The 19,552-nt window shown below is 73.1% G+C and carries 18 protein-coding genes; 6 read left to right on the top strand and 12 right to left on the bottom strand.

The genetic code is table 11. From position 1 onward, the window contains the following. Positions 1-57: 57 nt before the first annotated feature. Genes ACFY93_RS01110 through deoC form a run of 3 tightly spaced genes read right to left on the bottom strand, consistent with a single transcriptional unit; the run spans position 58 to position 3,363 of the window. Positions 58-945, bottom strand: a complete 888-nt coding sequence (locus ACFY93_RS01110) for an aldehyde dehydrogenase family protein (protein ID WP_391352456.1) — start codon at positions 943-945, stop codon at positions 58-60. Then, positions 938-2,374, bottom strand: coding sequence for an aldehyde dehydrogenase family protein (locus tag ACFY93_RS01105; RefSeq protein WP_391352454.1), 1,437 nt, complete (start codon positions 2,372-2,374; stop codon positions 938-940). Before ACFY93_RS01105 ends, ACFY93_RS01110 begins: the two co-directional genes overlap by 8 nt. Positions 2,375-2,379: 5 nt before the next feature. Then, on the bottom strand, positions 2,380-3,363 hold the full coding sequence (deoC, locus tag ACFY93_RS01100; RefSeq protein ID WP_391352951.1) for a deoxyribose-phosphate aldolase: 984 nt from the start codon (positions 3,361-3,363) through the stop codon (positions 2,380-2,382). 251 nt (positions 3,364-3,614) lie between these two features. Between deoC and ACFY93_RS01095 the strand changes: the two genes are divergently transcribed. After that, positions 3,615-4,250: a PH domain-containing protein gene (locus ACFY93_RS01095; RefSeq protein WP_391352452.1), complete on the top strand. Its 636-nt coding sequence runs from the start codon at positions 3,615-3,617 to the stop codon at positions 4,248-4,250. A gap of 83 nt (positions 4,251-4,333) precedes the next feature. Here ACFY93_RS01095 and ACFY93_RS01090 read toward each other — a convergent pair whose 3' ends face one another. The 3 genes from ACFY93_RS01090 to ACFY93_RS01080 form a co-directional block, all read right to left on the bottom strand. After that, positions 4,334-5,968: a phospho-sugar mutase gene (locus ACFY93_RS01090; RefSeq protein ID WP_391352451.1), complete on the bottom strand. Its 1,635-nt coding sequence runs from the start codon at positions 5,966-5,968 to the stop codon at positions 4,334-4,336. An 88-nt stretch (positions 5,969-6,056) separates the two neighbouring features. After that, on the bottom strand, positions 6,057-6,881 hold the full coding sequence (locus ACFY93_RS01085) for a purine-nucleoside phosphorylase (RefSeq protein WP_391352449.1): 825 nt from the start codon (positions 6,879-6,881) through the stop codon (positions 6,057-6,059). Between the two features lie 152 nt (positions 6,882-7,033). Continuing rightward, complete coding sequence (locus ACFY93_RS01080) at positions 7,034-7,471, bottom strand: gamma-glutamylcyclotransferase (protein WP_391352447.1); 438 nt, start codon at positions 7,469-7,471, stop codon at positions 7,034-7,036. 141 nt (positions 7,472-7,612) lie between these two features. On the opposite strand from ACFY93_RS01080, the gene ACFY93_RS01075 reads away from it, so the two are divergent. After that, entirely contained in the window at positions 7,613-9,061 is a 1,449-nt protein-coding gene (locus tag ACFY93_RS01075; protein WP_391352445.1) for an NAD(P)H-quinone dehydrogenase, read from the top strand. A gap of 166 nt (positions 9,062-9,227) precedes the next feature. Continuing rightward, the gene (locus ACFY93_RS01070; RefSeq protein WP_391352444.1) at positions 9,228-10,196 is read left to right on the top strand and encodes a DeoR family transcriptional regulator; all 969 of its coding nucleotides are present in this window, start codon (positions 9,228-9,230) and stop codon (positions 10,194-10,196) included. A 199-nt stretch (positions 10,197-10,395) separates the two neighbouring features. Here the strand turns inward: ACFY93_RS01070 and ACFY93_RS01065 are convergent, their stop codons facing one another. After that, positions 10,396-12,168 carry a biotin carboxylase N-terminal domain-containing protein gene (locus ACFY93_RS01065; RefSeq protein ID WP_391352443.1) on the bottom strand — a complete coding sequence of 591 codons (1,773 nt, stop codon included), beginning with the start codon at positions 12,166-12,168 and terminating at the stop codon, positions 10,396-10,398. A gap of 353 nt (positions 12,169-12,521) precedes the next feature. Between ACFY93_RS01065 and ACFY93_RS01060 the strand changes: the two genes are divergently transcribed. After that, a complete protein-coding gene (locus ACFY93_RS01060; protein ID WP_391352442.1) occupies positions 12,522-13,046 on the top strand; it encodes a hypothetical protein in 525 nt (174 codons plus the stop codon). 102 nt (positions 13,047-13,148) lie between these two features. Here the strand turns inward: ACFY93_RS01060 and ACFY93_RS01055 are convergent, their stop codons facing one another. The 4 genes from ACFY93_RS01055 to ACFY93_RS01040 form a co-directional block, all read right to left on the bottom strand. Then, on the bottom strand, positions 13,149-13,769 hold the full coding sequence (locus ACFY93_RS01055; RefSeq protein WP_391352440.1) for a Maf family nucleotide pyrophosphatase: 621 nt from the start codon (positions 13,767-13,769) through the stop codon (positions 13,149-13,151). Between the two features lie 43 nt (positions 13,770-13,812). After that, positions 13,813-13,941 (bottom strand): morphogenic membrane protein MmpB, encoded by a 129-nt coding sequence (gene mmpB, locus ACFY93_RS01050; protein ID WP_391352438.1) that lies wholly within the window; start codon positions 13,939-13,941, stop codon positions 13,813-13,815. Positions 13,942-14,057: 116 nt separating this feature from the next. Beyond that, positions 14,058-14,267, bottom strand: a complete 210-nt coding sequence (locus ACFY93_RS01045; RefSeq protein ID WP_391352437.1) for an acyl-CoA carboxylase epsilon subunit — start codon at positions 14,265-14,267, stop codon at positions 14,058-14,060. A 65-nt stretch (positions 14,268-14,332) separates the two neighbouring features. Then, positions 14,333-15,940 carry a carboxyl transferase domain-containing protein gene (locus tag ACFY93_RS01040; protein ID WP_391352435.1) on the bottom strand — a complete coding sequence of 536 codons (1,608 nt, stop codon included), beginning with the start codon at positions 15,938-15,940 and terminating at the stop codon, positions 14,333-14,335. 169 nt (positions 15,941-16,109) lie between these two features. Between ACFY93_RS01040 and ACFY93_RS01035 the strand changes: the two genes are divergently transcribed. Further along, positions 16,110-17,003 carry a biotin--[acetyl-CoA-carboxylase] ligase gene (locus ACFY93_RS01035; protein WP_391352433.1) on the top strand — a complete coding sequence of 298 codons (894 nt, stop codon included), beginning with the start codon at positions 16,110-16,112 and terminating at the stop codon, positions 17,001-17,003. Between the two features lie 626 nt (positions 17,004-17,629). Next, positions 17,630-18,712, top strand: a complete 1,083-nt coding sequence (locus tag ACFY93_RS01030) for an adenylate/guanylate cyclase domain-containing protein (RefSeq protein ID WP_391352949.1) — start codon at positions 17,630-17,632, stop codon at positions 18,710-18,712. A 22-nt stretch (positions 18,713-18,734) separates the two neighbouring features. Here the strand turns inward: ACFY93_RS01030 and ACFY93_RS01025 are convergent, their stop codons facing one another. Beyond that, positions 18,735-19,547, bottom strand: coding sequence for a hypothetical protein (locus ACFY93_RS01025; protein WP_391352431.1), 813 nt, complete (start codon positions 19,545-19,547; stop codon positions 18,735-18,737). Between the last annotated feature and the right edge of the window lie 5 nt (positions 19,548-19,552).

Here is a 19,552-nt window from a genome sequence, read left to right as displayed (position 1 = left end):
GCAGGTCCGGGGGGTGGGTACCGGGTGTCCCCGTGCCCACCCCCCAGGCTCCCGATGTCAGTACGACGAGCCCGACGCGCCCAGGGCGCCGGTCGGGTGCCAGACCGTCTTGGTCTCCAGGAAGGCCGTCAGGCGCTCGGTGCCAGGTGTGGCCGACCAGTCGTCCACAGGCTGTGCACGCAGGACCCGCTTCAGGTTGTCCGCCGCCGCGATCTCCAGCTCCTTCGCCAGCGCCTCGTCGGCGCCCGCGAGGTCGATCGCGTTGACGTCCTGGTGCGCGGCGAGCGGGGCCGCGATCTCCGCCGTACGGCCGGACAGGATGTTGACCACGCCGCCGGGCACGTCGGAGGTGGCCAGCACCTCGCCCAGCGACAGCGCCGGGAGCGGGGACCTCTCGGCGGCGATCACGACCGCCGTGTTGCCGGTGGCGATCACCGGGGCGGTCACGGAGACGAGGCCCAGGAACGACGACTCCTGCGGCGCCAGGACCACGACCACGCCCGTCGGCTCCGGCGCGGACAGGTTGAAGTACGGGCCCGCCACCGGGTTGGAGCCGCCGGTCACCTGGGCGATCTTGTCGGTCCAGCCCGCGTACCAGACCCAGCGGTCGATCGCGGCGTCCACGACGGCCGCGGCCTTGGACTTCGACAGGCCCTCGGCGTCCGCGACCTCGCGGACGAACTGCTCGCGCCTGCCCTCCAGCATCTCGGCGACGCGGTAGAGGACCTGCCCGCGGTTGTACGCGGTCGCCCCCGACCAGCCGCCGAACGCCTTGCGCGCGGCGACCACGGCGTCGCGGGCGTCCTTGCGGGAGGACTGCGGCGCGTTGGCCAGCCACCTGCCCTTTGCGTCAGTCACCTCGTACACCCGGCCGCTCTCGGAACGCGGGAACTTCCCGCCCACGTACAGCTTGTAGGTCTTGAAGACAGACAGGCGGTCAGACATCGAGGTATGCCTCCAGGCCGTGACGGCCGCCCTCGCGGCCGAAGCCCGACTCCTTGTAGCCGCCGAAGGGCGACGTCGGGTCGAACTTGTTGAACGTGTTGGACCACACGACACCCGCGCGGAGCTTGTTCGCCACCGCCAGGATGCGGGAGCCCTTCTCGGTCCAGATGCCCGCCGACAGCCCGTACGCGGAGTTGTTGGCCTTCGCGACGGCCTCGTCGGGGGTGCGGAACGTGAGGACGGACAGCACCGGGCCGAAGATCTCGTCGCGGGCGATCGTGTGCGCCTGGGTGACGTTCGTGAACAGCGTCGGTGCGAACCAGTAGCCCGCGGAGGGCAGCTCGCAGGCCGGGGACCAGCGCTCCGCGCCCTCCGCCTCACCCTGGTCGGTGAGCGCGGTGATACGGGCCAGCTGCTCGGCGGAGTTGATCGCGCCGATGTCCGTGTTCTTGTCCAGCGGGTCGCCCAGGCGGAGGGTGGTTAGCCGGCGCTTCAGGGAGTCGAGCAGCTCGTCGTGGATCGACTCCTGGACCAGCAGCCGGGAACCGGCGCAGCAGACCTGGCCCTGGTTGAAGAAGATGCCGCTGACGATGCCCTCGACGGCCTGGTCGACCGGGGCGTCGTCGAAGACGATGTTGGCGCCCTTGCCGCCCAGTTCGAGCGTGACCTTCTTGCGCGTCCCGGCGACCTGGCGGGCGATGGCCTTGCCGACCGCGGTCGAGCCGGTGAAGGCGACCTTGTTCACGTCCGGGTGCTCGACGAGCGCCGCGCCCGCCTCCCCGTACCCGGGGAGGATGTTGACGACGCCCTTCGGCAGGCCCGCCTGGCGGCAGATGTCCGCGAAGAACAGCGCCGACAGCGGGGTCGTCTCGGCGGGCTTCAGCACGACCGTGTTACCGGTCGCGAGGGCCGGGGCGATCTTCCACGCCAGCATCAGCAGCGGGAAGTTCCACGGGATGACCTGGCCGGCGACGCCCAGCGGACGCGGGTCCGTCCCGAACCCGGCGTGGCCGAGCTTGTCGGCCCAGCCCGCGTAGTAGAAGAAGTGCGCGGCGACCAGCGGAAGGTCCGCGTCGCGGGTCTCCCGGATCGGCTTGCCGTTGTCCAGCGTCTCCAGGACGGCCAGCTCGCGGCTGCGCTCCTGGATGATCCGGGCGATCCGGAACAGGTACTTGGCGCGCTCGGAGCCGGGCAGCGCCGACCACTTCTCGAAGGCCCGCCGCGCCGCCTTCACCGCGCGGTCGACGTCCTCGGCGCCCGCCCGGGCGACCTCGGACAGCACCTCCTCGGTGGACGGGCTGACCGTCTTGAAGACCTTGCCGTCGGCGGCCTCGGTGAACTCGCCGTCGATGAACAGGCCGTACGAGGGCGCGATGTCGACGACGGAGCGGGACTCGGGCGCCGGAGCGTACTCGAAGGGGTTGGGCATGGTGATCAGTCCACCGTCACGTAGTCGGGGCCGGAGTAGCGGCCGGTGGCCAGCTTCTGCCGCTGCATCAGCAGGTCGTTCAGGAGGGAGGACGCGCCGAAGCGGAACCAGTGGTTGTCCAGCCAGTCCTCGCCCGCGGTCTCGTTGACCAGCACGAGGAACTTGATCGCGTCCTTGCTGGTGCGGATGCCGCCCGCCGGCTTCACCCCGACCTGTACCCCGGTCTGCGCGCGGAAGTCGCGGACCGCCTCCAGCATGAGCAGGGTGTTCGCGGGCGTCGCGTTGACGGCGACCTTGCCGGTGGACGTCTTGATGAAGTCGGCCCCGGCCAGCATCCCGAGCCAGGAGGCCCGCCGGATGTTGTCGTACGTCGACAGCTCACCGGTCTCGAAGATCACCTTCAGGCGCGCGGCGCCCGAGGCCTCCCGCACGGCGACGATCTCGTCGTACACCTTCATGTACCGGCCCGAGAGGAACGCCCCGCGGTCGATGACCATGTCGATCTCGTCGGCGCCGGCGGCGACCGCGTCCCGGACGTCGGCCAGCTTCACGTCGAGCGCGGCACGCCCGGCCGGGAAGGCGGTCGCGACGGAGGCGACCTTCACACCGGAACCGGCGACGGCCTCCTTCGCGGTGGCCACCATGTCCGGGTAGACGCAGACGGCCGCGGTGGACGGCGCGGTGCGGTCGGTCGGGTCGGGGCGGACGGCCTTCGCGCCGAGCGCCCGGACCTTGCCCGGGGTGTCCGCGCCTTCCAGCGTCGTCAGGTCGACCATCGAGATGGCGAGGTCGATGGCGTACGCCTTCGCGGTCGTCTTGATGGAACGCGTGCCGAGCGCGGAGGCCCGCGCCTCCAGGCCGACCGCGTCGACGCCGGGCAGCCCGTGCAGGAAGCGGCGCAGCGTGCTGTCGGACGCGGTCACGTCCCCGAGTGCGTGTGTACGGCTGCCCGCGCCGTCGGCGCCGGGCGTGGGTGCGGTAGTGGGCATGCTCACGAGACGAGCATATCTACGCGCGTAGCGGCTGTACAGCCCACGCCGCCGCCCCGATGCGCCGGGGTGACGGGCGTCTCCGCGCGGGGGACACGGGCGGCGGGGCAGAGGCGGCCACCGCCGCACAGTCGAGCCGAGGGCGGACACGGCCGCCGCCGCGTGCTCCCGTCGGGCCGGTGCGTCACGGGCCGGGCACGAGACGCCGGGGCCCGTCGGGGGCGCCGCGGAGGTCGGGCACAATCGGGGGCATGACGTCCCCCGACCACCAGTCGCCCGCGCCCGAGCCCGCGGAACCCGTGACCCGGGACCGGGTCTACCGGTCGCCCTCCGGCATCGCCGCCGGTGTCCTGCTGCTCTTCATCACGGGCTGGCTCGGCATCGACGCGCTGGTCGCCGGCACCGGCCGCACCCCCTGGCTGGCGCTCGCCACCCTCCTGCTCGTCGTCCCGCTCGTGGGCGCCTTCACGCTGCGCCCCGCCGTCTTCGCGAACGACGACCGGCTGCGCGTGCGCAACCCGCTGCGGGTGATCGTGCTGCCCTGGGCCTCGGTCGCCTCGCTGCGCTCCGGCTACTCGAACGAGGTCGTCGACACCTCGGGCACCAAGTACCAGCTGTGGGCCGTGCCCGTCTCCCTGCGGGCCCGCAAGAAGGCCGCCAAGCGGCAGACCCGCGGCAGCGCCCGCGGCGGCGACACCTCCACCGTGCTGACCGAGCCGGAGCGCGCCCAGACCGACCAGATCATGGGCGATCTGCGCGAGCTGGCCGAGACCCGCGGTCCGGCGGCACGCTCGCAGGGCGAGCCGAGCGTGCGCTGGGCGTACGAGATCCTGGCGCCGGCGCTCGCGGGAGCGGTGCTGCTGGGCATCCTGCTCGGCGTGGGCTGACACCGTCGCGTGCGGGACGGCCCGCCGGGACCGTCCCGCACGCGACGGTCGGTGGCCCCCCGTCCCGCACGTCCTGAGGGTGCTCAGATGCCGGCCGCCCGCGACAGGTCCGCCTTCATCCGGGCCAGCAGGTCCGCCGCCGTCGCGTGGGCCGCGGGGAGGCCGGCGTGGGAGGCGACCGGGACGACGACCTCCAGGTAGCACTTCAGCTTGGGTTCCGTGCCGCTGGGGCGGACGATGACGCGCGCGCCGTCCAGCGTGTAGCGCAGGCCGTCCGTCGGCGGCAGCCGGTCCGTGCCCCGCGTCAGGTCCTCCGCCGCCGTGATCGCCATGCCCGCCAGCGACGTGGGCGGCCGCTCACGCAGCCGGGTCATCGCGTCGGCGATCAGCGAGAGGTCCTCCACGCGGACCGACAGCTGGTCGGTGGCGTGCAGGCCGTGCTCCACGGCGAGGTCGTCGAGCAGGTCGGGCAGCGTGCGCCCCCGCTCCTTCAGCTCGGAGGCCAGCTCCGTGACCAGGAGCGCCGCGGTGATGCCGTCCTTGTCGCGCACGCCCTCGGGGTCGACGCAGTAACCGAGGGCCTCCTCGTACCCGTACCGCAGGCCCTCGACCCGGGCGATCCACTTGAAGCCGGTCAGCGTCTCCTCGTACGGCAGCCCCGCCTTCCCGGCGATCCGGCCGAGGAGGGAGGAGGAGACGATGGACTCGGCGAACGTGCCCACCGCGCCGCGCCCGACCAGGTGGGCGGCGAGCAGCGCGCCGACCTCGTCGCCGCGCAGCATGCGCCACCGCCCGCCGTCCTTCACGGCGACGGCGCAGCGGTCCGCGTCGGGGTCGTTCGCGATGATCAGGTCCGGGTCGTGCGCGCGGGCCGTGGCGAACGCGAGGTCCATCGCGCCCGGCTCCTCCGGGTTGGGGAACGCGACCGTCGGGAAGTCCGGGTCCGGGTCCGCCTGCTCGGCGACCAGCACGGGCTCCGGGAACCCGGCGCGGGCGAACGCCGCGAGCAGCGTCTCGGTGCCGACGCCGTGCATGGCCGTGTAGACCGTCCGGGCGGTGCGCGGGGAGCCGGGGGCGAGGACGGCGTCCGTACGGGCCAGGTAGGCGTCCAGGACGCTGTCGTCGAGGACGTCCCAGCCGTGGTCCGGGCGGGGTACGTCGTCGAGGCGCGCGACGGCGGCGATCTCGGCGGCGATCTCCGCGTCGGCGGGGGGCACGATCTGGGAGCCCTCGCCGAGGTACACCTTGTAGCCGTTGTCCCGGGGCGGGTTGTGGCTGGCGGTGACCTCGACGCCGGCCACCGCGCCGAGGTGCCTTATGGCGAACGCGAGGACGGGTGTGGGCAGCGGGCGCGGCAGCACGGCGGCGCGCAGGCCCGCGCCGGTCATGACGGCCGCGGTGTCCCGGGCGAAGTCCTCCGACTTGTGACGGGCGTCGTAGCCGATGACGACGGGGCCGTCGGTCGTGCCCTTCGCCTTCAGGTATGCGGCGAGGCCCGCGGCGGCGCGGATGACCACGGCGCGGTTCATCCGCATCGGGCCGGCGCCGAGCTCGCCGCGCAGGCCCGCGGTGCCGAACTGGAGGGTGCCGCCGAAGCGTGCGGCGAGCCCGGTCACGTCACCGGCGCCGATCATCCCGGCGAGTTCCTCGCGGGTCTCGGCGTCGGGGTCCTCGGCCAGCCACGCCTCGGCCCGTGCGATGAGTCCGTCGTCCTGCACGTCGGGTGCACCTCTCTTCGTTCGTACGCTGCTCTGTAACCCGGACACGCCCCGTGCCCCCTTTCCCTTCCCCGGGAGGAAGGGGTGCCTACAGGCGGTCCAGCACCTGGGCGAGCAGGGAGCCCATCCGGGTGGCGGAGTCGCGGCCGGCCTGGAGGACCTCCTCGTGGTTGAGGGGCTCGCCCGTCATGCCGGCGGCCAGGTTGGTCACCAGGGAGATGCCGAGGACCTCCGCACCGGCCTCACGGGCGGCGATGGCCTCGAGGACGGTCGACATGCCGACCAGGTCCGCGCCGAGCGTGCGGGCCATGCGGACCTCGGCGGGCGTCTCGTAGTGCGGGCCGGGGAACTGCGCGTACACGCCCTCCTCCAGCGTCGCGTCGACCTCCTTGCACAGCGCCCGCAGCCGGGGCGAGTACAGGTCGGTGAGGTCGACGAAGTTCGCGCCGAGGATCGGCGAGGTCGCCGTCAGGTTGATGTGGTCGCTGATCAGCACCGGCTGACCGGGGCGCATGCCCTCGCGCAGGCCGCCGCAGCCGTTGGTGAGCACGACGGTCTTGCAGCCGGCGGCGACGGCCGTACGGACGCCGTGCGCGACGGCGGCGACGCCCCGGCCCTCGTAGAAGTGGGTGCGGCCCAGGAACACCAGGGCGCGCTTGTCGCCGATCCGGTACGAGCGGATCTTGCCTCCGTGGCCCTCGACCGCCGGCGGGGGGAACCCGGGCAGCTCGGTGACCAGGAGCTCGGCCTCGGGGGCGCCCAGCGCGTCCACGGCCGGCGCCCAGCCGGAGCCCATCACGAGGGCGACGTCGTGGGTCTCGGCGCCCGTGAGCTCGCGCAGGCGCGAGGCGGCGGCGTCGGCGGCGGCGTGGGGATCGCCCTGGATGTCGTCCGGAAGAAGAGATGCGTTCACGCGCATGAGGGTAGCCGGTATCGGCCTACGCGCGTAGATGACAGAGCTCACGGTCCCGCGATCGTTGTCGTGTCGTTTCCAACGAATCTCAGAACGTGGTCACTCCGCGGTCGCTCCGTGGTCGCTCCGCGGCCCGTCCGGGCGGGCCACGGTCAGCAGGGGCGCTTGCGCAGCTCCATCACGTAGTCGTGCGGGGCGCCCGCCGATTCCGCCGCGTCCGCCAGTTCGCCCAGGTAGCGGGCGGAGGGCAGTCCCCCCTCGTACCCGTTCAGGACGTACACCCACGCGGGTTCCTCGCCGTCGAGCGTGTGCACCCGTACCCGCATGCGCCGGTATATGTCGAGCCCGACGCCCTCCCAGCGGTCCAGGGAGTCCTCGTCCAGCGACGCGATGTCGTACAGGGCGACGAACACCTGGGAGCGGGGGGCCTCGACGATCGTCGCGAGCGCGCCCTCCCAGCCCATGTGCTCACCGCCGAAGGTGAGCCGCCAGCCGGTCAGCCAGCCGGTGGCGCGCAGCGGCGAATACGGGGCGCGGCGCGTCATGAGCCGCGGGTCGAGATTGCCGGCGTACGCGGCGTAGAGCGACATGGGGTCGAGAGTACGGCAGCGACGACGCGCGTCACGGGTGCCACAGACGTCGCTTCCGCACCCGTCGTACGACAGTCCCTCGCACGACTGTCGCGCTCCTGGCCGCCCCCGGGGAGGAAGCACCCCGAGCCGTGCGGGACAATGGAGTACGTGACTCGGATCGTGATCATCGGTGGCGGACCCGGCGGATACGAGGCGGCCCTGGTGGCCGCCCAGCTCGGCGCGGAGGTGACCGTCGTCGACTGCGACGGACTGGGCGGGGCGTCGGTGCTGACCGACTGCGTCCCGTCCAAGACCCTCATCGCCACGGCCGAGGTGATGACGACCTTCGACTCCTCCTACGAGGAGCTGGGGATCATCGTCGCCGACGACACCCCTCCCGTCGACGCGCCCGCGCGCGTGGTCGGTGTCGACCTCGGCAAGGTCAACCGCCGTGTGAAGCGGCTCGCGCTCGCGCAGTCCCACGACATCACCGCGTCCGTGACCCGGGCCGGGGCGCGCGTGCTGCGCGGCCGGGGCCGGCTCGACGGGCAGCAGGCGATGGACGGCTCGCGGAAGGTGGTCGTGCGCGCGGCGGACGGTACCGAGGAGACCCTGGTCGCCGACGCCGTGCTGATCGCCACCGGAGGGCACCCGCGCGAGGTCCCCGACGCGCTGCCCGACGGCGAGCGCATCCTGAACTGGACCCAGGTCTACGACCTCGACGAGCTCCCCGAGGAGCTGATCGTGGTCGGTTCCGGTGTGACCGGTGCCGAGTTCGCCGGCGCCTACCAGGCGCTGGGCTCGCGGGTCACCCTCGTCTCCAGCCGGGACCGCGTGCTACCGGGCGAGGACCCGGACGCGGCGGCCGTGCTGGAGGACGTGTTCCGGCGCCGCGGGATGAACGTGATGGCACGCTCCCGCGCCGAGTCCGCCAAGCGGGTGGGCGACCGCGTCGAGGTCACCCTCTCCGACGGCCGGGTCATCAGCGGCTCGCACTGCCTGATGGCCGTCGGCGCCATCCCGAACACCAGGGGCATGGGCCTGGAGGAGGCCGGGGTCCAGGTCAAGGACTCCGGGCACATCCGGACCGACAAGGTCTCGCGCACCTCCGCCCCGGGCGTGTACGCGGCCGGTGACGTCACCGGTGTGTTCGCGCTCGCCTCGGTGGCCGCGATGCAGGGCCGCATCGCCATGTACCACTTCCTCGGGGACGCGGTGGCCCCGCTGAACCTGAAGACCGTCTCGTCGAACGTCTTCACCGACCCCGAGATCGCCACCGTCGGTTACTCGCAGGCCGACGTGGACGGCGGCAAGATCGACGCCCGTGTCGTGAAGCTGCCCCTGCTGCGCAACCCGCGCGCGAAGATGCAGGGCATCCGGGACGGCTTCGTGAAGATCTTCTGCCGTCCGGGGACCGGGATCGTCGTCGGCGGTGTGGTCGTCGCGCCGCGCGCCTCCGAGCTGATCCACCCCATCTCGATCGCGGTCGACAACAACCTGACCGTCGAACAGATCGCGAACGCCTTCACCGTCTACCCGTCCCTGTCGGGCTCGATCGCCGAGGTCGCGCGGCAGCTGCACAACCGCAAGACGGCGGACGGGGGCTGATCCCGGCCCGGCTCCCCGCTGGTCACGGGGGATCGCGGGGTCGCGCGCACGGCTCGGACGGGGCAGGTGGACATGTATACCACTTCACGTCCGGCCGTGCGAACAACTTCTGTTATTCGGCGCAAACTGCTGAAAGCAGACGGTCGTTGGGGTTACTGTCAGTTTCGTGTTCGCTGCAGAACGTCGCCAATTGATCCTCGAAATGGTGCGAGCGAACGGGGCCGTGTCGCTCCGTGAGCTCGCCCGCGTCGTCCAGACCTCCGAAGTGACCGTACGGCGGGACGTGCGCGCGCTGGAGGCAGAAGGACTCCTCGACCGCCGGCACGGCGGTGCGGTATTGCCGGGCGGTTTCACGCGGGAGTCCGGCTTTCCGCAGAAGTCTCATCTCGCGACCGCCGAGAAGACGGCCATCGCCGATCTCGCCGCGGGTCTCGTCGAAGAGGGCGAGGCCATCGTGGTGGGAGCGGGCACCACGACGCAGGAGCTGGCCCGCCGGCTCGCCCGGGTGCCCGGCCTTACCGTGGTCACCAACTCCCTGCTGGTGGCCCAGGCGCTCGCCCACGCCAACCGCGTGGAGGTCGTGATGACGGGCGGCACCCTGCGCGGCTCGAACTACGCCCTCGTCGGCAGCGGGGCCGAGCAGTCCCTCCACGGGCTGCGGGTCACCCGGGCCTTCCTCTCGGGCAGCGGGCTGACCGCCGAGCGCGGCCTGTCCACCTCCAACATGCTGTCGGCCAGCGTCGACCGGGCACTGGTGCAGGCGGCCGCGGAGGTGGTGGTGCTCGCCGACCACACCAAGCTCGGCACCGACACGATGTTCCAGACGGTGCCGACGGACGTGATCACGCGCCTGGTCACCGACGAGCCGCCCGCGCACGACGACCGCGCCCTGACCGAACTCCAGGCGCTCGCCGACCAGGGCGTGCAGATCGCGGTGGCCGGTGCGGCGGGCGGCGCGGGGAGCGCCGGCGCGGACGCGGTCCCGACGGGCCGTCAGTCCCGGCGGGACCTGCCGCTTCCGGGACCGAGACGCGGCCAGGTGCCCGGCGGGACACCGCAGTTGCGCAGCGCCACGGCGCTGGGGGAGCAGCCCACGGGCGAGCGCGCCCGGGTCGCCGACCTGCGGCGCCGGTAGACGCGGCACGCGGAGCCAGTGGCGTCCCCGGCGCCCGTGGCGTCCGTACGGAGGCACGCACCCGTACGGAGGCCGCAGCCGTCCGGACGTGGCAGTCCCCGGGGGCGCGCAAGCCCCCGCGAACGGCGAAGCGCCCGGTGGGCCGGATGTGCCGGTCCGCCGGGCGCCGTGTCTCGCACCGGGGGTGTTCAGCCCCGGGTCAGTCCTTGATCTCGCAGATCGCGGCGCCCGAGGTGATGGAAGCGCCCACCTCCGCGCTCAGCCCCTTGACGGTGCCGGAGCGGTGGGCGTTGAGCGGCTGCTCCATCTTCATGGCCTCCAGGACGACGACGAGGTCGCCCTCCTTGACCTCCTGGCCCTCCTCGACGGCGACCTTGACGATGGTGCCCTGCATCGGCGAGGCGAGCGTGTCGCCGGACGCGGCGGGACCGGACTTCTTCGCGGCCCGGCGCTTCGGCTTGGCGCCCGCCGCGAGCCCCGTACGGGCCAGCGACATGCCCAGCGACACCGGCAGCGAGACCTCCAGGCGCTTGCCGCCGACCTCGACGACGACCGTCTCGCGGCCCGGCTCGTCCTCGGCCTCCGTGTCCGCGGGCGCGGCGAACGGCTTGATCTCGTTGACGAACTCCGTCTCGATCCAGCGGGTGTGGACCGTGAACGGCTCGGCGGAGCCGGTCAGCTCGGGCCCGAACGCCGGGTCCTTGACGACCTCGCGGTGGAACGGGATCGCGGTCGCCATGCCCTCGACGGTGAACTCCTCCAGCGCGCGGGAGGCACGCTGCAGCGCCTGCTCACGCGTGGCGCCCGTGACGATCAGCTTGGCCAGCAGCGAGTCCCACGCCGGGCCGATGACCGAGCCGGACTCCACGCCCGCGTCCAGGCGCACGCCCGGACCGGACGGCGGGGCGAACGTGGTGACCGTGCCGGGCGCCGGCAGGAAGCCGCGGCCCGGGTCCTCGCCGTTGATGCGGAACTCGAACGAGTGACCGCGCAGCGGCGGGTCGTCGTAGCCGAGCTCCTCGCCGTCGGCGATGCGGAACATCTCGCGCACCAGGTCGATGCCGGAGACCTCCTCGGTCACCGGGTGCTCCACCTGGAGCCGGGTGTTGACCTCCAGGAAGGAGATCGTGCCGTCCGCGCCGACCAGGAACTCCACGGTGCCCGCGCCGACGTAACCGGCTTCCTTCAGGATCGCCTTCGACGAGGCGTACAGCTCGGCGACCTGAGCGTCCGACAGGAACGGCGCCGGGGCCTCCTCCACCAGCTTCTGGTGGCGGCGCTGCAGCGAGCAGTCACGGGTGGAGACGACCACCACGTTGCCGTGCGAGTCGGCCAGGCACTGGGTCTCCACGTGCCGGGGCTTGTCCAGGTAACGCTCGACGAAGCACTCGCCGCGGCCGAACGCGGCCACCGCCTCGCGCACCGCCGAGTCGTACAGCTCGGGCACCTCTTCGAGGGTGCGGGCGACCTTCAGGCCGCGGCCGCCACCGCCGAAGGCGGCCTTGATGGCGATCGGCAGGCCGTGCTCGCGGGCGAACGCGACGACCTCGTCGGCGCCGGACACCGGGTCGGGCGTACCGGCGACCAGCGGAGCGCCGGCGCGCTGCGCGATGTGCCGGGCGGCGACCTTGTCACCCAGATCGCGGATGGCCTGCGGCGGCGGGCCGATCCAGATCAGGTCCGCGTCCAGCACGGCCTGGGCGAACTCGGCGTTCTCGGAAAGGAATCCGTAGCCGGGGTGGATGGCGTCCGCACCGGAGTCCCTGGCGGCCTGCAGCACCTTGGCGATGTCCAGATAACTGGTGGCCGGGGTGTCACCGCCCAACGCGAACGCCTCGTCCGCCGCACGGACATGCAGAGCGTCCCGGTCCGGTTCCGCGTAAACGGCAACGCTCGCGATCCCGGCATCCCGGCACGCCCGGGCCACGCGGACAGCGATTTCGCCACGGTTGGCGATGAGCACCTTGCGCACGATGGCTCCCTCCTTGAAACAAGCCGAGTTTAGGGACAGCCGACACGACCTTTCGACCCATCCCCAATGGTGAGCTTGCCCACACGGAGCGTGAACCGAGGCTCGCTCGACCGCGAAATCCCTTGTCGCGCCATGGCACGCGGGCTTCCTCCCGAGAACCCTAGCCCCCGGATGTGGTCAAGGTCTCTGTGAGGCCACGCTGCGGCCGAACGGGTTTCTTTGTGGAGTCCCTACGAATGGCCCAACGATTCTTTGCCCTGGCCGAAACCCTTGTCCGAAGGTATACCCGTTAGTAGCGTTCGGCTGTCTCGAACATACTTGGGGTAACAGCAGCCGAAAGTGGGTGGGGACCGGTGGTGCGCAGACCGGTGGCATGGGTGACCGCGATCGTGCTCTTCATGGAGGCGGTCGGCATCGCGCTGGTCAACTGGTTCCTCGGCGTCGTCGTGGACCGGCAGGACATGTCCCTGGCCGGGCTCGACTCGGACATGATGGCCCTGTCCTCGAAGATCGGCGGACTGGTCTTCGGCCTCTACTTCCTGCTGTGCGGCGTCGCCGCCCTGCTGGTGGGCATCCGCGACCGGGCGCCGGGGCTGCCCGGCAGGGTCCTGCTGATCAGCGCCGCCGTGGTGCACGCGCTGCTGGGCGCCTTCGCGGTGGGCCTGGTGGGCTGGCCCGCGTTCGCGTTCATGATGGTGGTCCTGGGCCTGATCGTGCTGATGCTCGTGGCGTACGACCGCAAGGAGGGCCCGTCCGGCGCGGTGCCGACGTCCGGCACGGGCGGTGCTCCGGGCGACACGGCGGCCGCCCCGGACCGCGAGGGCGCCGGGAACACCGGCACCGCGCCGTTCACGGGACCGGAGCCGACCACACCCTGACGGGCCATCGCCCGGCCGGCGACCGCCCGGTCGCCTGCCACGCGGCAGCGGATCACGCGACCGGCGGGCCGGGTGGGCGTCGGACCCGCCGGACGCCGTCCGTCACCGTTCCCGGGGTGCCCACAACTCCGTGATGCCGACCCCCAGCCGGGCCAGCAGGCGGCGCACGGTCGGCAGCGAGATGCCGATGACGTTGCCGTGGTCGCCGTCGATGCCGTCGATGAAGGGCGCCGAACGGCCGTCCAGGGTGAAGGCGCCCGCCACGTGGAGCGGTTCGCCCGAGGCGACGTACGCGGCGATCTCGTCGTCGCTGGGCTCGCCGAAGCGGACCACCGTGGACGCGGTCGCCGACGCGTACCGCCCGGCCGCCGTGTCGTACACGCAGTGACCGGTCTGCAGGGTCCCCGCGCGGCCGCGCATGGCCTTCCAGCGGGCCGTGGCCTCCTCCGCGTCGGCGGGCTTGCCGAGCGGCTCTCCGTCGAGGTCGAGGACCGAGTCGCAGCCGATCACCAGGGCGCCCATGGCCTCGGGCCGCGCCGCCACGACGGAGGCCTTGGCCTCGGCGAGCGCGAGCGCGAGCTCGGCGGGGGTCGGTGCGGTGACGGCGTCCTCGTCGAACCCGCTCACGATCACCTCGGGTGCCAGCCCGGCCTGCCGCAGCAGACCGAGCCGGGCGGGGGACTGGGAGGCGAGCACGAGTCTGCGGCGCGGCTGATCAGTCATGCGCCCAGCGTATCGGCGCCTTGCGGCCCGCCGCCGTACGCGCTCACCTGACGCCGAGGACGATCATGGCGAGCACCATGGCGAGAGCCATGAGGACGCCCAGGCGCCGCAACATGTTCTGCATGTCGCGGAGTTCCTCGGGCGGCTCGTTCTCAGGGTCTGACCACAGCATGCCTTCGATCCTGCGCCGCACAGGCCCCGCGCACCTGAGTACGCGTACTCAACTTGCCCGCACACCGCCGGCCGGCCGGCACCGGCCGCCGGCCGGCGGTGAGCGGCGGTGACCCGTCAGTGGGGCCAGTACGTGCGCCCCCAGGCCCGCGGGCCCGGGGCCGGCAGCCGGCGGAGGGCCAGCCGGGCCGGGTCGGCCCACGCCTCGGGTGCGCGCGGCGCGCCGGACGGCGCGGCCCCGGCCGCCGCGGCGCGCGCCCTGACCACCGCCAGGGCGGCGGCCAGCTCCTCCGGGGTCGGATTGCCCCGTACGACCTTGATCGTCATCTCTCCTCCGTCACTTGCCGTCGTCCGACATGCCCTGGGGCCCGCTCGGCCCGGAACCGCGAGGCCTACAGGGGGATGTTGCCGTGCTTCTTCGGAGGCAGTGATTCCCGCTTCGTACGGAGCTGACGCAGCCCCCGTACGACGTGGGCGCGGGTGTCGGACGGCATGATGACGGCGTCGATGTAGCCGCGCTCGGCCGCCGTGTAGGGGTTCAGCAGCGTGTCCTCGTACTGCTGGATGAGCTTGTCGCGGACCGCGGCCCGCTCCACCTCGGGCGCCGCGGCGATGGTGCGCCGGTGCAGGATGTTCACCGCGCCCTGGGCGCCCATCACGGCGATCTGCGCGGTCGGCCAGGCCAGGTTGAGGTCGGCGCCCAGGTGCTTGGAGCCCATGACGTCGTAGGCGCCGCCGAAGGCCTTGCGGGTGATGACGGTGATCAGCGGGACGGTCGCCTCGGCGTACGCGAAGATCAGCTTGGCGCCGCGCCGGATGATGCCCGTGTGCTCCTGGTCCACGCCCGGCAGGAAGCCCGGCACGTCGACGAAGGTGAGGACCGGCACGTTGAAGGCGTCGCAGGTGCGCACGAACCGCGCGGCCTTCTCGCTCGCGTCGATGTCCAGGCAGCCGGCGAACTGCATCGGCTGGTTGGCGACGATGCCCACCGGGTGGCCCTCCACCCGGCCGAAGCCGGTGAGGATGTTCGGCGCGAACAGCGGCTGCGTCTCGAAGAACTCGGCGTCGTCCAGGACGTGTTCGATCACCGTGTGCATGTCGTACGGCTGGTTCGCGCTGTCCGGCACCAGCGTGTCGAGCTCGCGGTCCTCGTCCGTCGGGGCCAGGTCGGCCTCCTCGGGGAAGGCCGGCGGCTCGCTGAGGTTGTTCGACGGCAGGTACGACAGCAGCTGCTTGACGTACTCGATGGCGTCCTTCTCGTCGCCCGCCATGTGATGGGCCACGCCCGAGGTCGCGTTGTGGGTGCGGGCGCCGCCCAGCTCCTCGAAGCCGACGTCCTCACCGGTCACCGTCTTGATGACGTCCGGGCCGGTGATGAACATGTGCGACGTCTGGTCCACCATGACCGTGAAGTCGGTGATCGCGGGGGAGTACACCGCGCCGCCCGCACACGGCCCGACGACCAGGCTGATCTGCGGGATCACACCGGAGGCGTGGGTGTTGCGGCGGAAGATCTCGCCGTACATGCCGAGGGCGCTCACACCCTCCTGGATGCGGGCGCCGCCGGAGTCGTTGATGCCGATGACCGGGCAGCCGGTCTTCAGCGCGAAGTCCATCACCTTCATGATCTTCTGGCCGAACACCTCGCCCAGGGCGCCGCCGAACACGGTGAAGTCCTGCGAGAACACGGCGACCGGGCGGCCGTCGACCATGCCGTACCCCGTGACGACCCCGTCCCCGTACGGGCGGTTCTGCTCCATGCCGAAGTCCGTGGAGCGGTGCTGCGCGAACTCGTCCAGCTCGACGAACGACCCCTCGTCCATCAGCAGCGCGATCCGCTCACGTGCCGTCAACTTGCCCTTGGAGTGCTGCTTCTCGACGGCGCGCTGGGAGCCGGCGTGCGTCGCCTCCTCGATGCGGCGCTGCAGGTCCGCGAGCTTGCCCGCGGTCGTGTGGATGTCGATCTCTTCGATCGCCTGGCGCTCTTGCGGCTCGGACATCGGGATGCGGCTCCCTGCCTGCTCAAAGGGGACGTGAGGGTGACGTGGTGCGTGTGACCGCTGCGCGGCCTGTGGACGACGTGCTCCGGGGGCTTTGCTACTGACTCGTAGGGTAGTGGCGCCGATACGGTTCGGCAGTGCGGCGTTTACCACACCTAGGGTGGGTTGCATGACGCCGCGAGATGCCTCAGACGCGAACGACAGCCGCTGGTCCGACCTGGACCGCCCCCCTCTCAACGCCGCCGCCCTGCGCCGCGCGCTGGTGCGGGAAGGGGGACTGTGGCGCGAGATCGAGGTGGTCGCCCGGACCGGCTCCACCAACACCGACCTCGTCGCCCGCGCCGCCGACGGCACGGCGGACGAGGGCGCGGTGCTCGTCGCCGAGGAACAGCGGGCGGGCCGGGGGCGGCTGGACCGGCAGTGGACGGCACCGGCCCGCTCCGGCCTCTTCTTCTCCGTGCTGCTGCGGCCCGCCGAGGTCCCCGTCGCCCGCTGGGGCTGGCTGCCGCTGCTCACCGGCGTCGCGGTGGCGACCGGCCTGGCGCGCGCCGCGGGCGTGGACACGGCCCTCAAATGGCCCAACGACCTGCTGGTCACCGTCCCCGGTCCGGCCGGGGCTGCGGGCGCGGAACGCAAGGCCGGCGGCATCCTCGCCGAGCGCGCCGGAGCGGACGGCGTCGTCATCGGCATCGGCATCAACGTCACCCTCCGCGAGGACGAACTGCCCGTGCCCGCCGCCGGGTCGCTCGCCCTCGCCGGGGCCGCGACCACGGACCGCGACACCCTTCTGCGTGCCGTCCTGCGCTCCCTGGAGGAGTGGTACGGGAGGTGGCGGCGGGCCGGCGGCGACCCGGTCGCCAGCGGTCTCCAGGAGACGTACGCCGCCGGGTGCGCCACGCTGGGACGAGTGGTCCGGGCCGAACTGCCCGGCGACCGGTCGGTCACCGGTGAGGCGGTCGCCGTCGACGGCGACGGGCGGCTGATCCTGGCCACGGCCGACGGGGTGCGCGAACCGGTGGGCGCGGGCGACATCGTCCATCTGCGGCCGGCGGGAGAGGAGTGAGCGCGACGCCGGACGGTGCCCGGCGGGCGAGGTGAGACAACGGTCTGACCGGTACGTATGTACGGGCGTGGTCCGGGATCTCGGACCGTCCGGGGTGCCGCGGACCGGGTCCGGGCCGGGAGAGCGCCGGACGCGGGACAACAGGAGTGAGCCACAGCACACCTGCCGTAGAGTTGAGCGCGGTCGATACCTGACCGCGGCAGATCGGAAAGGCAGCAGGCGTGACCGTCGACGACACGGGCTCCGGCACGGGTGCACATCCCGCACCCGACGGTGAACCGGAGCGCACCGCCGGGCCTGCCGTCGACGCGACGCCCACCGGGGCCGGGACGCACGAGAGCGCGGGCGCCGGCGACGGCGCGAGCGGCGCCGCGCACACGGACGGCCGGGGACCGGACGGGGCAGCGGGCCCCGGGGACCGCGAGCACCCCGACGCTCACGCGGACGGCGACGCCCCGCGCGTCCGTGAGGACGGCGGAGGCCTGAACCCCCGCGACGCCGCAGCGGCCCGAGAGGGCCACGAGGAGACCGAAGGCCGCGTGGAGCCGGGTGCCCAGGACGGGCAGGCGGCGGCCCGCGGCGGTGCGCGGGAGGACGGCCGGGACGGGCAGGAGGGCGCGCAGACCCTGCTCGACGCGCAGGCCGCCGAGACCGGCGAGGACCCCCTCGCCCTCCGCCTCGAACAGCTGATCCTCGGCGCCGAGCGCCGCTACACGCCCTTCCAGGCCGCCCGCAGCGCCGGTGTCTCCATGGAGCTGGCGTCCCGTTTCTGGCGGGCCATGGGCTTCGCCGACATCGGGCAGGCCAGGGCGCTCACCGAGGCGGACGTACTGGCCCTGCGCCGCCTGGCCGGTCTCGTCGAGGCCGGGCTGCTGAGCGAGGCCATGGCGGTCCAGGTCGCCCGCTCCACCGGCCAGACCACGGCCCGCCTCGCCGAATGGCAGATCGACTCCTTCCTGGAGGGCCTCACCGAGCCCCCCGAGCCGGGGATGACCCGCACCGAGGTCACCTACCCCCTGGTGGAGCTGCTCCTCCCGGAGCTGGAGGAGTTCATCGTCTACGTGTGGCGGCGCCAGCTCGCCGCCGCGACCGGCCGGGTCGTGCAGGCCGCCGACGACGAGGAGATGGTCGACCGCCGTCTCGCCGTCGGCTTCGCCGACCTGGTCGGCTTCACCCGGCTGACGCGCCGCATGGAGGAGGAGGAACTCGGCGAACTCGTCGAGGCCTTCGAGACGACGGCGGCGGACCTGGTCGCCGCGCACGGGGGCCGCCTCATCAAGACACTGGGCGACGAGGTCCTGTACTCGGCGGACGACGCGGGAGTCGCCGCCGAGATCGCGCTGCGCCTCATCGAGACCATGGCGAACGACGAGACCATGCCCGAGCTGCGCGTCGGCATCGCCTTCGGCACGGTGACGACCCGGATGGGCGACGTGTTCGGCACCACGGTGAACCTGGCGAGCCGGCTGACCTCGATAGCCCCGCGCGACGCCGTCCTCGTCGACGGTGCCTTCGCGGAGGAGCTGACCCGCACCAAGGAGGCGCCCGCCTCCGAGGCGGAGGCCGCGGAGGCCGCCGCGGCGGCGGAGAAGGAGGGCGGGGCCCCGCCCGCCTACCGCTTCGCGCTCCAGCCGATGTGGCAGCGCCCGGTCCGCGGCCTGGGCGTCATCGAGCCCTGGCTGCTCGCCCGGCGCGACAGCGCGTCGTAGGCCCCGGCCCCGCGCGCCGCGGCTATCCCTGACGGCGGTCCGACGGGCCGGTGAGCCCGTCCACGCACAGGCCGATGACCGGTATGCACAGTCCCGGCGGACCGGGTTCCGGGTCCGGGGCGTGCGTGGTGGTCTCCGGGCCGGGCCGGGACGGGGTGCGCGGCGTCGGTGGAGAGGACGGGATGCCGGTCGCGCCCGCCTCGCCGGTGCTGCCGCCGGTGTCCGCGTCCGCCTCCCGGCTCCCGTCCGCGCGCCCGCTCCGCGGGGAGTCCGGCTCGGAGGGCGTCGCGGTCGCGGCCGCCGTCGGCGTCCGGGCCTCCTCGGGCGCCGGTCGCCCGCCTGCCGCGTCCGGGTCGTCCGTTCCGCCCGCCGCCGTGCCCGGCGCCCGGCCGCCCGTGCGTGACGGTGTCACGGTGGCCACCGCGACGCTCGCCGCGTCGGAGGCGCCCGCCCCCCTCCCGCCGGTGCCGGGCGCGCCGCCCGCGCTCAGCGACTCGGGCGCCAGCCGCGCCAGGCTCAGCGCCCCGGCCGCCAGGGCGAGTCCCCCGGCGGCGAGGAGCACCCGGCGCGGACGGGGCTTGCGGTGCCGCCCCCTGACCGGCGGCGCCCAGGTGTCCGCCGCCGGCCGCGGTGGCCGGGGCGCCTCGGGCGCTTCCGGCACCTCGGGCGCCTCGCGCGTCCCAAGCTTTTCAGAAGCCTCTGGCGCCTCCCGTGCCTCGCGAGTCCCGTGGGTTTCCGACGCCTCCTGTGCCTCGCGTGTCCCGGGCGCGTCCGACGCCTCGGGTGCCTCGGTCCGTATCCGCTCCGTCGTGGCCTTGGGCCGCGTGTTGGTCATGGCCG

Origin of the sequence: Streptomyces sp. NPDC008313 (assembly GCF_042956125.1) — a bacterium.
Taxonomy (GTDB): Bacteria; Actinomycetota; Actinomycetes; order Streptomycetales; family Streptomycetaceae; genus Streptomyces.
This window is presented reverse-complemented; position numbering and strand designations above follow the sequence as displayed.

What these genes read in the sequence shown, in the direction of transcription:
- ACFY93_RS01045 (WP_391352437.1), bottom strand. Translation starts at nt 14,267, where the DNA reads ATGACGATCAAGGTCGTACGGGGCAATCCGACCCCGGAGGAGCTGGCC.
- ACFY93_RS01095 (WP_391352452.1), top strand. Translation starts at nt 3,615, where the DNA reads ATGACGTCCCCCGACCACCAGTCGCCCGCGCCCGAGCCCGCGGAACCC.
- ACFY93_RS01105 (WP_391352454.1), bottom strand. Translation starts at nt 2,374, where the DNA reads ATGCCCAACCCCTTCGAGTACGCTCCGGCGCCCGAGTCCCGCTCCGTC.
- ACFY93_RS01025 (WP_391352431.1), bottom strand. Translation starts at nt 19,547, where the DNA reads ATGACCAACACGCGGCCCAAGGCCACGACGGAGCGGATACGGACCGAG.
- ACFY93_RS01075 (WP_391352445.1), top strand. Translation starts at nt 7,613, where the DNA reads ATGGAGTACGTGACTCGGATCGTGATCATCGGTGGCGGACCCGGCGGA.
- mmpB (WP_391352438.1), bottom strand. Translation starts at nt 13,941, where the DNA reads ATGCTGTGGTCAGACCCTGAGAACGAGCCGCCCGAGGAACTCCGCGAC.
- ACFY93_RS01110 (WP_391352456.1), bottom strand. Translation starts at nt 945, where the DNA reads ATGTCTGACCGCCTGTCTGTCTTCAAGACCTACAAGCTGTACGTGGGC.
- ACFY93_RS01080 (WP_391352447.1), bottom strand. Translation starts at nt 7,471, where the DNA reads ATGTCGCTCTACGCCGCGTACGCCGGCAATCTCGACCCGCGGCTCATG.
- ACFY93_RS01040 (WP_391352435.1), bottom strand. Translation starts at nt 15,940, where the DNA reads ATGTCCGAGCCGCAAGAGCGCCAGGCGATCGAAGAGATCGACATCCAC.
- deoC (WP_391352951.1), bottom strand. Translation starts at nt 3,363, where the DNA reads ATGCCCACTACCGCACCCACGCCCGGCGCCGACGGCGCGGGCAGCCGT.
- ACFY93_RS01055 (WP_391352440.1), bottom strand. Translation starts at nt 13,769, where the DNA reads ATGACTGATCAGCCGCGCCGCAGACTCGTGCTCGCCTCCCAGTCCCCC.
- ACFY93_RS01035 (WP_391352433.1), top strand. Translation starts at nt 16,110, where the DNA reads ATGACGCCGCGAGATGCCTCAGACGCGAACGACAGCCGCTGGTCCGAC.